The organism is Streptomyces sp. 549 (assembly GCF_030124175.1).
Taxonomy (GTDB): domain Bacteria; phylum Actinomycetota; class Actinomycetes; order Streptomycetales; family Streptomycetaceae; genus Streptomyces.
Window position 1 is genome coordinate 113092 of sequence record NZ_JASKMT010000005.1, and the last position, 15063, is coordinate 128154.

The following is a 15063-nucleotide window of genomic DNA, read 5'->3' on the forward strand; positions in this document are numbered from 1 at the left end:
TGCCCGGACGCCGGTCCAGCAGTCGGAACGGCGTCTCAGCGCACGCGGGCGGCCAGCGCCGCCTCGCCGGCGGCCCGCATCGCGGCGAGCGGCGCGGGGTGGCGGCCCGTCATCTGCTCGACCTGCAGCACGGCTTGGTGGACCAGCAGGTCGAGGCCGCCGACCACCGGGCCGCCACGGGTCGCCCAGGCCTCGGCCAGAGCCGTGGGCCAGGGGTCGTACAGCACGTCGAAGAGGGTGCCCGGCGCGGCGGGAACGGCCCCGGCCAGCGCGTCGGTGGTGCCCGCCGGCGTGGTGGCGACGACCAGGGGGGTGTCCAGGGCGGCGGGCGCCTCCTCCCAGGGCGCGATGCGCACCTCCACGCCCAGCCGCTCGCCCCAGCCGCGCATCTCCCGGGCGCGGGCCTCGCTGCGCACGCAGGCGGTGACCGGCCCGTCGCAGATCCGCGCGAGGGCGGCCAGCGCCGACGAGGCGGTGGCTCCGGCGCCGAGGACCGTCGCCCGGTCCACCCGCTCCACGCCGTGTTCACCCAGCGCGGCGAGGATGCCGGGCACGTCGGTGTTGTCGCCGACCCGGCGGCCGTCCTCGGTGAACACCACGGTGTTCACCGCCTCGACGGACGCCGCGGTCGCGCTCACCTCGTCCAGCAGCGGCAGCACGGCCCGCTTGAGCGGCATGGTGAGCGACAGGCCGGCCCAGGTCCCGTCCAGGCCGCCGAGGAAGGGCCCGATCCCGGACTCGTCCACCTCGAACCGCTCGTACGTCCAGTCGGCGAGGCCCAGCTCCCGGTAGGCGGCCCGGTGCAGTGCCGGGGAGAGCGAGTGGGCGATGGGTGAGCCGAGCACGGCGGCCCGGTGGCGCGCGGGCATCAGTCGCCGCTCCCCTGCGACTCCTCGCGCTTCTTGCGCTGCTCGGCGTTGAAGTCCGCCACGTGCCGCTCGTGCTCCTTGAAGGTGGTGCTGAAGCGGGTGTCGCCCGGCTTGACCGTGACGAAGTACAGCCAGTCGCCCTCGGTCGGGTTGAGAGCCGCGGTGATCGCCTGGTGCCCGGGGTTGTCGATGGGACCGGGAGGCAGTCCGGCGTTGACGTAGGTGTTGTACGGCGAGTCGAACCGGGTGTCGTCGACCGACACGTCCAGCGTCGAGCGGCCCATCGCGTAGTTGATGGTGGAGTCGAAGTCGAGCCGGCCGTTGGTCTCGGAGTTGCCCGGCTTCAGGCGGTTGTAGATCACCTGGGAGACCTTGCCGAACTCGTCCTTCTCCTGCGCCTCGGCCTGGATCAGCGAGGCGATGGTGAGGACCTCGTACGGGGTGCGTCCGACCTTCTCGGCGTCGGACTCCATGTCCACCTTGGTGAACTCGGCGTTGGCCCGCTTGACCATCTCCTTGAGAACGGCCTCCGGCTCGGAGTTCTTGGTGACGCTGTACTTGGAGGGGAAGAGGAAACCCTCCACCTTGCCCTCGGCCCACGGAGGCAGACCGAGGTCGGCGGACTCGGCGGCCTTCTCGGTGGTGCCCTTCGGGGACTCGGTGCGCTCGTCGATCATCTCGAAGATCTTCGACGCCCGCAGGCCCTCGGGAATGATCAGGCCGGACTGGCTCTTGGGGTCGAGCAGCAGCGCGATGGCCGACGACGCCGACATCTCCTTGCGGAGCGTGTAGCTGCCGGCCTGGATGGTCTGCGCCTTGCTGTCGCTGCCGGCCGCCGCCGCCACGAAGGCGTCGTGGCTCTTGACCACGCCGGCCTTCCTGAGGATGTTGCCCATGTCGGACACCGACGAGCCCTGCGGGATCTCCACCTGCACCTCGCCGCTGCCCTGGCCCTCGAAGTCCGGGGCAGCGGCGAAGCGGCTCTGGTAGAAGCCGTAGCCGTAGTAGGTGACGGCGCCGCCGCCGCCGAGCAGCACCGCGGCGACCACCAGGCAGGCGAAACCGTTCTTCCGCTTGGCGCTGCCGCGCCGGGACCTGCCGCCGCCTCCGTCGTCGCCCCTGCCGCCTCCGGCCGCGCCCTCGGGGTCGTCGCTGAAGAAGGCGGACTCGCCCTGGTCGGGGCCGGGATCCCAGTCGGTGTCGGCCTCCGCGCCGCCCTGCTCGTCGTCGCGGTCCGGCCGCCGCTGCGGCCGCTCCGGCTTCGGAGGCGGGTAGGCCTCGGGCGTGCCGTAGTAGTCGGGCGGCTGCTGCCCGTACGCGTCCGGCGGCAGCTGGTCGCCGTAGGGGTCGCCCGCGGCGGCGTAGGGCTGCTCCGGCTGCCCTACGCCTGGGGGGCCGCCCGTCGGGTCCGCGTAGGGCTGCTGCCGGTACTGCCCGCTGTCCTGGCCGCCGTAGTGCTGCTCTCCGTAGGAGGGCGGCGCGCCCTGCTGCTGGTTGCCGTAGGGCTGCTGCGGCGCCTGGGGGTCCTGGTAGCGCTGCGCGGGTCCGCCCTGGTACTGCTGCTGGCCGGCGGAGGGGTCGGGGTGCTGACCGTACTGCTGGGGCTGGTCCTGGCCCTCGTACTGGCCCTGACCGGGGTACTGGTACTGCTGCTGGGCGTAGCCCGCGTAGGGGTCCTGCCCGGCGGGCGCACCGTACGGACTCTGGCCGCCGGGCGCGCCGTACGGGTCCTGGGTACCGGAACCGTTCTGCTGCGACCAGTCGGACCGACCCGGCTGGGCGGTGCCGCTTCCGTCCCAGTCGCCCTGCTGCGCTCCCTGGAAGTCCCGGTCGCCGTACAGCGGATCCTCGGGATGCCATGGTTGGGAGCCGTGACCTCGGCCGTACTCGCTCATCGATCCCCTAAGCCGCGCTTCGGCAACCTGCCCTTACCCGTACAACGTTCGAACGGCTGCCGTTCGCGCGAGACGTTACCGTACTGCGATCAGACAACCACTTCGACGCACTGGCCCGGCGGTTCTCCCGACACCCGTTCGGTCTCCAGGGCACTCTGCAGAATCACCACAGCCGCTGCCTGGTCGATACGGGCGCGGCCCTTCTTCGCGTTCACTCCGGACGCGCGCATCGACCGCGCAGCGCTGACCGTACTCATGCGCTCATCGACCAGGCGGACCGGCACCGGTGCGATGCGGCGGGCGGTGACCTGCGCGAACGCGCGCACCTTGGCGGCTGCCGGCCCCTCCCGTCCGTCGAGCGAGCGGGGCAGGCCGACAACGACCTCCAACGGCTCGTACTCGGCGACGAGCTCGGCCAGCCGGCGCTGGGCGGCAGGCACGTCCCGGCCGCGAACCGTCTCGACGGGCGTGGCGAGCAGCCCGTCGGGGTCGCTGGACGCGACCCCGATCCGGGCGTCACCGACGTCCACCGCGAGCCGTCGGCCGCGCCGCATCAGGCGGCCCGGCCGGACCGCGGCCGCGGGACACGGCAGGCGGGACTCATGCGGACGCCGCCACCAGCCGCTCCACGGCGGCCAGCGCCTCGTCCACGGCGTCGGCGTCCTGGCCGCCGCCCTGCGCGACGTCCGGCTTGCCGCCGCCACCGCCGCCGAGCGCCTTCGCCGCGGCGCGCACCAGCTCGCCGGCCTTCAGGCCGCGCTCGCGGGCGGCCTCGTTGGTGGCGATGACCGTCACCGGGCGGTCCTTGACGACGCTGAACAGGGCCACGACCGAGGCGCGGTCCCCGGGGATCCGGCCGCGCACGTCGAGCACCAGCTTGCGCAGGTCGTCGGCGCCGGTGCCGTCCGGCACCCGGGCCGCGACGAGCGCGACGCCGTGCACGTCGCGGGCGTCGGCGGCCAGGCCGCCGGCGGCCTGGAGCACCTTCTCGGCGCGGAAGCGCTCGATCTCCTTCTCGGCGTCCTTCAGCTTGGCGAGCATGCCGGAGATCTTCTCCGGCAGTTCCTCCGGGCGGCCCTTCACCAGGTCGGTGAGCTGCGCGACCACGGTGTGCTCCTTGGCCAGGAACCGGTAGGCGTCCGTGCCCACCAGCGCCTCGACCCGGCGCACGCCGGACCCGATGGAGGACTCGCCGAGCAGCTTCACCAGTCCCAACTGGGCGGTGTTGTGCACGTGGGTGCCGCCGCACAGCTCCTTGGAGAAGTCGCCGATGGTGACGACCCGCACGCGCTCGCCGTACTTCTCGCCGAACTCGGCGATGGCGCCCTGCTTGCGGGCCTCGTCCATGCTCATGACCTCGGCGTGCACGTCCAGCTCACGCCCGAGCACCTCGTTGATCTGCTGCTCCACGTCGGCGAGCACCGAGCCGGGAACGGCGGCGGGCGAGCCGAAGTCGAAACGGAACCTGCCCGGTGAGTTCTCCGAACCGGCCTGGGCGGCGGTGGGGCCGAGAGCGTCCCGCAGCGCCTGGTGGGTGAGGTGGGTGGCGCTGTGCGCGCGGGCGATGGCCCGGCGGCGGGAGACGTCGATGGAGCAGAAGGCGGGGGCACCGACCGTGACCTCGCCGACCTGCACGACGCCCTTGTGGACCGTCACCCCGGCGACGGGCTGCTGCACGTCCCTGACCTCGACCACCGCGCCGCTGTCGAGCCGGATGCGGCCGGTGTCGGCGAGCTGACCGCCGCCCTCGGCGTAGAAGGGGGTGCGGTCGAGCACGATCTCGACCTCGTCGCCCTCCTGCGCGGCGGGCGAGGTGACGCCGTTGCGCAGCAGGCCGACGACGGTGGCCTCGCCGTCGGTGTGCACGTAGCCGGTGAACTCGGTGCCGCCGGCGGTGTCGGCGACCTCGCGGTAGGCGGAGAGGTCGGCGTGGCCGGTCTTCTTCGCCTGGGCGTCGGCCTTGGCCCGCTCGCGCTGCTCCCGCATCAGCCGCCGGAAGCCGTCCTCGTCGACGCTCAGACCCTGCTCGGCGGCCATCTCCAGGGTGAGGTCGATCGGGAAGCCCCACGTGTCGTGCAGCAGGAAGGCCTTCTCACCGGAGAGCCGGTCGCTGCCGGCGGACCGGGTCTCCGAGACGGCCGTGTCGAGGATGTTGGTGCCGGCCCGCAGCGTCTTGAGGAAGGCGGCCTCCTCGGCGAGTGCGACCGTCTCGATCCGCTTGCGGTCGGTGAGCAGCTCCGGGTACTGCTGGCCCATCGTCTTCAGCACCGTGTCGACCAGGTCGCCGACGACGGGCTCGGTGGCGCCCAGCAGGCGCATGTTGCGGATGGCGCGGCGCATGATGCGGCGCAGCACGTAGCCGCGCCCCTCGTTGCCCGGGGTGACGCCGTCACCGATCAGCATGACGGAGGTGCGCAGGTGGTCGGCGACCACGCGCAGCGACACGTCCGACTCCCCGGCGGCGCCGTAGCGCACCCCGGTCAGCTCGGTGGCCTTGTCCATGACGACACGCAGCGTGTCGGTCTCGTACATGTTGTGCACGCCCTGCAGGATCATCGCCAGGCGTTCCAGGCCGAGGCCGGTGTCGATGTTCTTGCTCGGCAGCTCACCGAGGATCGGGAAGTCCTCCTTGCCACCGCCGGCGCCGCGCTCGTACTGCATGAAGACCAGGTTCCAGATCTCCACGTAGCGCTCGTCGTTGACGGCCGGGCCGCCCTCCTCGCCGAACTCCGGGCCCCGGTCGTAGTTGATCTCCGAGCAGGGGCCGCAGGGTCCGGGCACCCCCATCGACCAGTAGTTGGGGCCCATGCCCAGGCGCTGGATGCGCTCGGCGGGCACTCCGATGACGTCGCGCCAGATGCGCTCGGCCTCGTCGTCCTGCTCGTAGACGGTGATCCACAGCTTGGACGGCTCCAGGCCGTAGCCGCCGTCGGCGACGGAGGAGGTGAGCAGGTCCCAGGCGTACCGGATGGCTCCCTCCTTGAAGTAGTCGCCGAAGGAGAAGTTGCCGCACATCTGGAAGAAGGTGCCGTGCCGGGTGGTGCGGCCGACCTCCTCGATGTCGGGCGTGCGCACGCACTTCTGCACGCTGGTGGCCCGCGCGTAGGGCGGCTTGACCTCACCGAGGAAGTACGGCTTGAACGGGACCATGCCGGCCGGCACCAGCAGCAGCGTCGGGTCGTCCGCGATCAGCGACGCCGACGGCACGACGGTGTGCCCGCGCTCCTCGAAGAAGCTCAGCCAGCGGCGGCGGATTTCAGCCGACTCCATCAGTGGTCCTCATTTCGGGTCGTTCGGTGGGTCGGGCCCAGCGCGTTCCGCGGCGGGGCGGAGGTGGTGCGGGGCAGTGCGGGGCTCGGCGCGGGGCGGCCGAGCGCGGGGGCGTCGGGGTCGGCGGCGAGTCCGAGCGCGTCGTTCAGTTCGTCCTCGCGCTGCACCATGCCAGAGCGTACGTCGGCGGCGAACTCCTTGAGCCGGTGGCCCGCGTCGACCGCCTTGTCCGCGGCCCGGGCCGCGAGCGACTCGGGGGTGAGGCTGCGCAGCTTGCGGTTGACCTTGGTGGTGGCCCAGACGCCTGCGGCGGCGCCGGCGCTGAACCAGAAGGCACGGCGGATCATGGGCTGATCAGTCCTTTCCCCGGCTGCGCCAACCGCCGCGACGAGCCTGCGGCACGGTCCGGCTGACGACCACGGCCGGGCGGCGCGGGGTTGTGTTGCGGCGGCCCAGGGCCCGGCGGACGCCGTACCCGAAGGCCGCGACCTTGACGAGCGGGCCGCCGAAGGCGGTGGAGACGGTGGAGGAGAGCGCCGACGCGTTCGCGGTGACCTCCTGGACGTCGGAGGCGATGGAGTCGACGCGCGCCAGCTGGTCCTGCGCGGAACGCACCGTCGCCGAGGCCTCGCCCAGCAGGGGGACCGCCTGCTCGGTCACTCCCGTCACCAGTTTGGTGGCGGCCTTGAGCGTCTGGGCCAGCCTCACCAGGACCACGGCGAGGAACGAGACCAGGATCGCCCAGAAGACAGCCACCAGGAGGCCGGCCACCTCTCCACCGGACACACTGCACCGCTTCCGTCGGTTGTTGTCGTCTTCCTGCGTTGATGCGCGACGCCACGCGCGGGTGCCGGCACGCCGGCTCACCGACTGCGACGGCGAGTCACGACCTTATCGCGCCGGGCGGCGGCCGCCGTAACGGTTAGTTCCGCGCCGCGGCCGCGGTCGCCGGGGCGGTGCCCGGCGCGGTTGTACGTTCCGCTCCACTCTCAGTACGCTCCGTGTCCCATGCGCCACTTCCCGGACTTCCCGGACTTCCCGGCCGACCCCCCACCGGCCCGGCTTCCCGGTCACGCCTGGGGCAACCTCCCCGCCGAGTTCAACGAGTTCGTCGGCCGCGGCCCCGAGCTCGCAGCGCTCGCAGACCGGTTGCGGCAGTGCCGGCTGGTGACCGTCACCGGGACGGGCGGGGTCGGCAAGAGCAGGCTGGCCGTCCGAGCGGCTCGCGATCAGCAGGATCGCTTCTGCGACGGCGTCTGGCTGGTGGACGCCTCCACCGTGCTGGACTCCGGCCTGCTCCCGCAGGCGGTCGCCGACACCCTGGGACTCACCGACGGCACTGACCGGCCGGTGCTCACCGTGCTCGGCGAGCACCTCGCGGGCCGGCGGGCGCTGCTGCTCCTGGACGGGGTCGAGCACCTGGTCGAGGAGTGCGCGGCCCTGGTCCACCACCTGCTGCGCGCGGCCCCCGAGCTGCGGGTGCTCGCCACCGGGCGGCGTCCGCTGGAGCTACCCGGTGAGCAGGTGCTGCCGCTCGACCCGCTTCCCGTTCCGGGCGAGGACGCCGTGGAACTGTTCACCCGTCGCGCGGCCGCGGTGGTTCCCGGGTTCCCCGCCGACGCGGGCGAACAGGCCGCGGCGGTCAGCGTCTGCCGGCACCTGGACGGCATCCCGCTGGCCCTGGAGCTGGCAGCGGGCCGGATGCGGGCGCTGTCGGTGACGCAGCTGCTGCACCGCCTCGACGACCGGTTCCAGGTGCTGACCGGGTCCGGCCGCGGGGTCCCGGCCCGGCACCGGACGCTGCGCACGGCCGTCGGCTGGAGCCACGAGCTGTGCACGCCGCAGGAACGGCTGCTGTGGGCACGGCTGTCCGTCTTCACCGGGCACTTCGGCCTGGAGGCGGCCGAGTACGTCTGCGTCGGACCCGACCTGGCGGAGGAGGACGTCTTCGAGCTGCTGGCCGAACTGGTCACCCAGTCCGTGGTGGTCCGCGAGCGCCACGCGGACGAGGTGCGCTACCGGATGCTCGACACCGTGCGGGAGTACGGCGCCGACTGGCTGGACGCCCTCGGCGGCACCGAGCGGATGCGCCGCCGGCACCGCGACTGGTACCTGGGACTGGCCACCTGGTGCGAGCTGGACTGGTTCGGTCCCCGGCAGCTGTCGATCAAGAAGCAGATCGACGCGGAGCTGCCGAACCTGCGGGCCGCGATGGAGTTCAGCCTCGACTGCGGGGAGGAGGCCCATCTCGGGCAGCACCTGGCGTCGTCCCTGTGGTTCTACTGGGTCGGCTGCGGGCGGCTGACCGAGGGCCGGCACTGGCTCGACCGGGCGCTGGAGGTGAGCTCCGCACGTCCCGGTTCCCGCCTCAAGACGCTGTGGGTGACGGGTTACGCCGCCGTACTGCAGGGCGACACGGCGGGAGCGGTGGCGGCGCTCATGGAGTGCCGGGAGGGCGCGGAGGCGGCCGGTGACAGCCTGGCCGCGGCGTACGCGGGGCACCGGACGGGCTGCATGGCGCTGCTGTCCGACGACATGCCGCGGGCCGAGCGGCTGTTCCGCGAGGCGCTGGAGAGGTACCGGGAGGCCGGCGAGCTCAACAGCAACGTGCTGATGGGGCAGGTGGAACTGGCGATGACGCTGGCCCACCAGGGCGATCTGGCGGGCGCGGTGGACCTCTGCGAGGACGTGGTGGAGGTGTGCGGCCGGTTCGGGGAGCGCTGGGCGCTGGCCTACGCGCTGCACGTGCTGGCCTGGGCGGCGTGGGCGGACGGCGAGGCCCGCCGGGCGTCGGACCTGCTGACCGAGTGCCTGGCCATCCACCACACGTTCGGCGACCTGCTGGGGCTCGCACTGAGCCTGGAGCTGTTCGCACTGGTGACGGCCGGGCTGGGCGACCCGGGCGAGGCGGCGCTGCTCCAGGGTGCGGCGGGGCGGCTGTGGCCGTCGGTCGGCCCGAAGCTGTTCGGTTCGCGCTACTTCCACGTCCCCCACCTGCGGTGCGAGGAACTGGCCAGGGCAGCCCTGGGCGACGCGGGCTACGAGCTGCGGCGCCGGGAGGGCGAGGGCCTGGACCTGCCGGCCGTGGTGCGCCGGGTGCTTCCCGGTGCGGCTCCGGAGGCGGAGACGTGCGGCAACCGAATGCAGGACTCCCCCGCCGCCCCGCGATGAGGCGGGGTGACGGGGGAGCCTGGAGAGCCGCTGAGCGTCAGCGGGCGTAGTACTCGACGACGAGCTGCTCGTCGCAGATCACCGGGATCTCCTTGCGGTTGGGGTCCCGGTCGAGCCGGAACGCCAGCGCCTGGAGGTTGACCTCAAGGTAGCGCGGGGTCTCACCGTCGAGGGCGTAGCCACCCTCGCGGGCGACCTGGAAGGGGTGCTTCGCGCGGCTGCGCTCGCGCACCATCACCACGTCGTCCGGGCGGACCCGGAAGGAGGGCTTGTCGACCTTGCGGCCGTTGACCTCGATGTGGCCGTGCACCACCATCTGGCGGGCCTGGTAGATCGTCCGGGCGATGCCCGAACGCAGGACGAGCGCGTCCAGGCGGCGCTCAAGCTCGATGATGAGGGCTTCGCCCGTCTTGCCGTCGACCTTCCGAGCGCGGTCGTAGGCACGGGCCATCTGCTTCTCGCTGATGTCGTACTGCGCGCGCAGGCGCTGCTTCTCCAGCAGACGGACCTTGTAGTCACTGTTCTGCTTGCGGCCCCGGCCGTGCTCACCCGGCGGGTAGGGGCGCTGCTCGAAGTACTTGACTGCCTTCGGGGTCAGCGCGATGCCGAGTGCACGCGACTTCTTGACCTTGGGACGCGACTGGTTCACGTGGAACGGACCTCCATGTAGGTTAGGTTAGGCTTACCTTAGCGGAGGAGAAACGCATGCTTCGACCGGGGATCCCCCTGCCCAGCACCGACCACGATGCCGGGACGGGTCAGCCGCGTCCCGTGGAAGAAAGCCCTCGGCAGCCGACCGCCGCCGAGCGTGTGCGTACCCTCGCGGAGTCCAGCCTATCGGCAACCCTGTCGATTTCGGGAATCGAGGTCGCGGAGACGGCCTTCTCGGGCCCACGGGTCCGCGCCGTGGATTCCGCCGGGGACGTGTTGCTGCAGGTCGCAGCCGACTCCCCGGCTGCCAGAGCCGCCACCCACGCCCAGGACGACGACCTGCCCGCCGTGATCGGGATCACCGACGTGGCGCCCGTCGCCGTGCCCCACCGCGTCCGCGGCACGGCCCGCGTCAGCGGCTGGCTCACCCCCGTGCGCGGTGAGGCGAGGGTACGCGCCGCCCGGCTGCTCGCGAACACCGACCCGGACGCCCCGCCCGCCCACGGGGCGGGCTGGACCGTGCTGCGCCTGGAGGTCGGCGGCGCGGAGATCGACGACCTGTGGGGCGCCGCGGCGGTGGAGCCGGACGACTTCGCCGACGCGCGCCCGGACCCGCTCGCCGCGCACGAGGCCGAACTGCTCCAGCACCTTTCCGCCGCCCACAGCGACCAGGTGCACGGCCTCGGCACGCTGCTCGACGCCGACGACGAGGGACTCACCGACGGCCGACGGGCCGTTCCGCTCGCCCTCGACCGGCACGGCCTGCGGGTGCGCTTCTGCGGCGAGCGCGACGGCTTCGACATCAGGTTCGAGTTCCCCGACCCCGTCGAGGACGTCTGCGGGCTGCGCCAGGCCATGCACCGCCTCTTCCAGGCGGCGGGCTGACCGCGCACGCCCTGCCTCCGGCACCGCGCGGACGCCCGGCGGGCGCTCAGCGCTCGTCGGGCTGCTCGCCGCGCAGCCGGGCGCGCACCCGCTCGGCCACCTCGGCGTACCGCGCCTCGGCGCCGTAGCGGGTGGGACGGTAGTAGCGCTTCCCCCGCACGTCGTCCGGCGCGTACTGCTGCGCGGCGATGCCGCCCGGCAGGTCGTGCGGGTACTGGTAGCCCTGGCCGTGGCCGAGTTTCTGCGCGCCCTTGTAGTGGCTGTCCCGCAGGTGGCCGGGCACCGGCCCGGCCAGGCCGGCCCGCACGTCGGCCAGCGCCGCGTCGATCGCCAGGTACGCGGCGTTGGACTTGGGCGCGAGAGCCAGGGCCACCACCGCCTGACCCAGGATGATGCGGGCCTCCGGGAAACCGATCAGCGCCACCGCCTGGGCCGCGGCGACCGCGGTCTGCAGTGCCGCCGGGTCGGCCAGGCCCACGTCCTCGCTCGCGGAGATCATCAGCCGCCGCGCGATGAAGCGCGGGTCCTCGCCCGCCTCGATCATGCGGGCAAGGTAGTGCAGGGCCGCGTCGACGTCCGAGCCGCGGATCGACTTGATGAGGGCGCTGGAGACGTCGTAGTGCTGGTCGCCGTCCCGGTCGTACTTCACCGCCGCCCGGTCGACGGCCTGCTCCAGGGTCTCCAGCGTCAGCGCGCTCTCGCCCTTCGACAGCGCCGCGCCCGCGCCCGCCTCCAGCGCGGTGAGCGCCCGCCGGGCGTCACCCCCGGCGATCCGCAGCAGGTGCCGTTCGGCGTCCGCCTCCAGCACGACGGAACCGTCCAGGCCGCGCGGATCGGCGACGGCCCGGCGGACCAGGCCGCTGAGGTCCTCGTCGGTGAGCGGTTCCAGGGTGAGCAGCAGCGACCGGGACAGCAGCGGCGAGATGACGGAGAAGTAGGGGTTCTCCGTGGTCGCGGCGACCAGGGTCACCCAGCGGTTCTCCACCGCCGGCAGCAGCGAGTCCTGCTGGGCCTTGCTGAAGCGGTGGATCTCGTCCAGGAACAGCACGGTGTCCTTGCCGTACGCGCCCGAGGAGCGCCGGGCGCCCTCGATGACGGCGCGGACCTCCTTGACGCCGGCGGTGATGGCCGACAGTTCCACGAAGCGCTTCTCGGTGGCGAGGCTGACCACGTAGGCGAGCGTGGTCTTGCCCGTGCCGGGCGGGCCCCAGAGGATCACCGAGGACGGACCGGCCGGCCCGCCGCCGCTCTCGCCCACCAGCCGCCGCAGCGGCGAGCCGGGACGCAGCAGGTGCTGCTGGCCGACCACCTCGTCCAGGGTGCGCGGACGCATCCGCACCGCCAGCGGGCTGGCGGACGGCTCCTGCGCCTGGCGTTCCTCGGCGGCGGCGGTGAACAGGTCGGGCTCCACGAGACCCAACCCTAGGTCACGGCACCGACAGTGCCCGGCGCGCGGTCGGCGGCCGGGCACTTCCGGGGGGCGCGTCCCGGCGGTCGGCCGGTCGGCTCACCGGTCGGTCAGCTGGTCCAGAAGTCCCACCAGCGGGTCAGGATCAGCATGCCGATGATCGCGACGTGCATCGTCGGCAGCAGCCAGTGGAACTCCAGCAGCCCGCGGCGCAGGCCTTCGGGCGCCGGCAGCAGCCGGTGCTTCAGGTTGTGCACGAGCGTGTACCAGAACATGAAGATCGTGCCGACCCAGGCCAGGCAGCACCACAGGCACAGCGCGCCGATGACGTACAGCGACTGGTACATCAGCCAGGTGCAGAAGACCACGCCGAACAGCGTGCCGCCCTGCAGGCCGAGCCAGAACCAGGGCCGGTAGCGCGCGCCCGCCAGCAGGCCCACGCCGATGGCGACGACCATGCCGTAGGTGACCAGGCCCAGCATCGGGTTCGGGAAGCCGAACACCGAGGCCTGCTTGCTCTCCATGATGTTGCCGCACGCCACGACCGGGTTGAAGCTGCACCCCAGCTCGTAGGTCTCGCCGTCGACCTTGGCCTGGAGCAGCATGAACTTGTCGTAGGTGATCACCCACGCCGCCACCAGGCCGGCCAGCGCGCTGACGATGAGCATCCAGGCGAGCGGCCGTCCGGCCCCGATCGCGCCGGACGCCGGATCGTCCGTGTCGGAGCCTGCCGTGTCGCTGGGAGCCGTGGTCGTCATGGCGTCTGATGTCCTCATCGTCCAGGGGGTGGCCTCATCCGGCATTCTGCCTCAACGAGCGGAGGGGCAGTTGAGTTTCGCCCGCACCGCCGAGGCCGCCTCGGCCACCGGCACCGCGGTCTGCTCCCCGCTCTCCAGATCCTTCAGCTGGACGACGCCCTCGGCGAGGTCCCGCTCCCCCGCGACCAGCGCGAACCGGGCTCCGGAGCGGTTGGCGGACTTCATCGCGTTCTTCATGCCCTTGCCGCCGTACGCGAAGTCGGCGGCCACCCCGTGCCGGCGCAGTTCGGTGACCGCGGCGAACAGGGTGCGGCGGGCCTCCTCCCCGACCGGCACGGCGAACACGTCGGTGCCCGAGGGCACGTCCAGCGCGACACCCTCTGCGCGCAGCGCGAGCACCGTGCGGTCCACGCCGAGCGCCCAGCCCACCGACGGCAGCGCCGGGCCGCCGATCATCTCGGACAGGCCGTCGTACCGGCCGCCGCCGCCCACCGCGGACTGCGCGCCGAGACCGTCGTGCACGAACTCGAAGGTGGTCCGGGTGTAGTAGTCCAGGCCGCGGACCAGGCGCGGGTCGTCCTCGAACGGCACCTCGGCGGCGAGCAGCAGCTCCCGCACCTGCTCGTGGTAGCTCTTGCAGCCCTGGCAGAGGTGGTCGCGCATCAGCGGCGCGTCGGCCAGCTGGGCCTGGACGTGCTCCCGCTTGTCGTCGAGCACCCGCAGCGGGTTGATGTCGATGCGGGCCCGGGTGTCCTCGTCGAGGTCGAGGCCGCGCAGGAACTCCTGCAGCGCACTCCGGTACGCCGGGCGGCACTCCGCGTCGCCGAGGGAGTTCAGCAGCAGCCGGAAGCGCCGCAGGCCCAGCGTGCGGTAGGCGTCGGCGGCCAGGATGACCAGCTCGGCGTCCAGCGCCGGGTCCTCCGCGCCGAGCGCCTCGGCGCCCACCTGTGAGAAGTGCCGGTAGCGGCCGGCCTGCGGGCGCTCGTACCGGTAGTAGGAACCGGAGTACCACAGCTTCACCGGCAGCGCGCCGCGGTGCAGGTTGGCCTGGAGCGCGGCGCGCAGCACCGACGCGGTGCCCTCAGGGCGCAGCGCCAGCTCGTCACCGCCCTTGGTGGTGAGGGTGTACATCTCCTTGGTCACGATGTCGGTGGAGGCGCCCACGCCGCGGGCGAACAGCTCCACCTGCTCGAAGCCGGGAGTCTCGACGTAGCCGTAGCCGGCCCGCCGCAGCGGCGCGGAGATCGCCTCGCGCACCGCCAGGAAGTCCGCCGAGTCCGGCGGGATCAGGTCGTACGTGCCCTTGGGGGCGGAGAAGCTGCTCATCGCGGTGGTGTCGTCACATTCCTCGTCGTGGTGCCGACAGTCCGTCGGCACCGCCGCCGGCGGCCACCTCCCGCAGGAACGGGTTGGCGGCGCGCTCACGGCCGATGGTCGTCTGGGCGCCGTGCCCGGAGAGCACCACGGTGGAGTCGTCCAGCGGCAGGCACACGCGTGCCAGCGAGCGCAGGATCTCCTGGTGGTCGCCTCCGGGCAGGTCGGTTCGGCCGATGGAGCCGGCGAACAGCAGGTCGCCCGAGAACAGGACCGGCGGGATGTCGGCCTGCTCGGGCATCCGGAAGGTCACCGACCCCCTGGTATGGCCCGGGGCGTGCGCGACGTGCAGCTCCATACCGGCGAGGTCCAGCCGGGCGCCGTCGGTGAGCTCGTGGACGTCGTCGGGTTCCCCGACGGTCAGCTCCCCCATCAGCGGCTGCCCGATGACCCGGCCCAGGCCCTTCTCGGGGTCGCTCATCATGTACCGGTCGTCAGGGTGGATCCAGGCGGGGACGTCGTGGGCCCCGCAGACCGGGACCACGGAGGCGACGTGGTCGATGTGCCCGTGGGTGAGGACCACCGCGACCGGCTTGAGCCGGTGCTTGGCGACGGCCTCCTCGACGCCTGCGGCGGCCTGGTGGCCGGGGTCGATGATCACGCACTCCTCGCCGGCGGCGGGGGCGACCAGATAACAATTGGTCCCCCAGGCCCCGGCGGGGAACCCGGCAATGAGCACGATCGTCCTTCAGTCAGTCCGTCAGCGGGCTGCGGCGGGCGGGCCGCCACGGGAGCGAGCCTACCGGCGGCGACGTGCCCGCCGCGAACCCGTATACCGTACG

Annotated in this window: 13 protein-coding genes; 2 read left to right on the plus strand and 11 right to left on the minus strand. The window is 72.7% G+C overall.

Annotation, left to right across the window (positions count from 1 at the left end):
• Positions 1-35 precede the first annotated feature (35 nt).
• The 6 genes from QNO07_RS08175 to QNO07_RS08200 form a co-directional block, all read right to left on the minus strand.
• A complete protein-coding gene (locus tag QNO07_RS08175; RefSeq protein WP_283991008.1) occupies positions 36-869 on the minus strand; it encodes a shikimate dehydrogenase in 834 nt (277 codons plus the stop codon).
• Positions 869-2764, minus strand: coding sequence for an endolytic transglycosylase MltG (mltG, locus tag QNO07_RS08180; RefSeq protein WP_283991009.1), 1896 nt, complete (start codon positions 2762-2764; stop codon positions 869-871). Before mltG ends, QNO07_RS08175 begins: the two co-directional genes overlap by 1 nt.
• Positions 2765-2853: 89 nt before the next feature.
• On the minus strand, positions 2854-3318 hold the full coding sequence (gene ruvX, locus QNO07_RS08185) for a Holliday junction resolvase RuvX (RefSeq protein WP_283991010.1): 465 nt from the start codon (positions 3316-3318) through the stop codon (positions 2854-2856).
• 46 nt (positions 3319-3364) lie between these two features.
• Complete coding sequence (alaS, locus tag QNO07_RS08190; RefSeq protein WP_283991011.1) at positions 3365-6034, minus strand: alanine--tRNA ligase; 2670 nt, start codon at positions 6032-6034, stop codon at positions 3365-3367.
• Entirely contained in the window at positions 6034-6381 is a 348-nt protein-coding gene (locus QNO07_RS08195; RefSeq protein ID WP_283991012.1) for a DUF6167 family protein, read from the minus strand. Before QNO07_RS08195 ends, alaS begins: the two co-directional genes overlap by 1 nt.
• A gap of 7 nt (positions 6382-6388) precedes the next feature.
• On the minus strand, positions 6389-6820 hold the full coding sequence (locus QNO07_RS08200) for a DUF948 domain-containing protein (protein WP_283991013.1): 432 nt from the start codon (positions 6818-6820) through the stop codon (positions 6389-6391).
• Positions 6821-7042: 222 nt separating this feature from the next.
• Here QNO07_RS08200 and QNO07_RS08205 point away from each other — a divergent pair, with 222 nt between their 5' ends.
• Positions 7043-9205: an ATP-binding protein gene (locus QNO07_RS08205; RefSeq protein WP_283991014.1), complete on the plus strand. Its 2163-nt coding sequence runs from the start codon at positions 7043-7045 to the stop codon at positions 9203-9205.
• Positions 9206-9242: 37 nt separating this feature from the next.
• Here QNO07_RS08205 and rpsD read toward each other — a convergent pair whose 3' ends face one another.
• Positions 9243-9854 (minus strand): 30S ribosomal protein S4, encoded by a 612-nt coding sequence (gene rpsD / locus QNO07_RS08210; RefSeq protein WP_283991015.1) that lies wholly within the window; start codon positions 9852-9854, stop codon positions 9243-9245.
• A 275-nt stretch (positions 9855-10129) separates the two neighbouring features.
• On the opposite strand from rpsD, the gene QNO07_RS08215 reads away from it, so the two are divergent.
• Complete coding sequence (locus tag QNO07_RS08215) at positions 10130-10741, plus strand: DUF2470 domain-containing protein (protein WP_349636816.1); 612 nt, start codon at positions 10130-10132, stop codon at positions 10739-10741.
• 46 nt (positions 10742-10787) lie between these two features.
• Here QNO07_RS08215 and QNO07_RS08220 read toward each other — a convergent pair whose 3' ends face one another.
• The 4 genes from QNO07_RS08220 to QNO07_RS08235 form a co-directional block, all read right to left on the minus strand.
• Entirely contained in the window at positions 10788-12152 is a 1365-nt protein-coding gene (locus tag QNO07_RS08220) for a replication-associated recombination protein A (protein ID WP_283991017.1), read from the minus strand.
• Between the two features lie 107 nt (positions 12153-12259).
• The gene (locus QNO07_RS08225) at positions 12260-12907 is read right to left on the minus strand and encodes a vitamin K epoxide reductase family protein (protein WP_502961799.1); all 648 of its coding nucleotides are present in this window, start codon (positions 12905-12907) and stop codon (positions 12260-12262) included.
• Between the two features lie 51 nt (positions 12908-12958).
• Positions 12959-14233: a histidine--tRNA ligase gene (hisS, locus tag QNO07_RS08230; protein ID WP_283991018.1), complete on the minus strand. Its 1275-nt coding sequence runs from the start codon at positions 14231-14233 to the stop codon at positions 12959-12961.
• A 13-nt stretch (positions 14234-14246) separates the two neighbouring features.
• Positions 14247-14960: an MBL fold metallo-hydrolase gene (locus QNO07_RS08235; protein WP_283991019.1), complete on the minus strand. Its 714-nt coding sequence runs from the start codon at positions 14958-14960 to the stop codon at positions 14247-14249.
• Between the last annotated feature and the right edge of the window lie 103 nt (positions 14961-15063).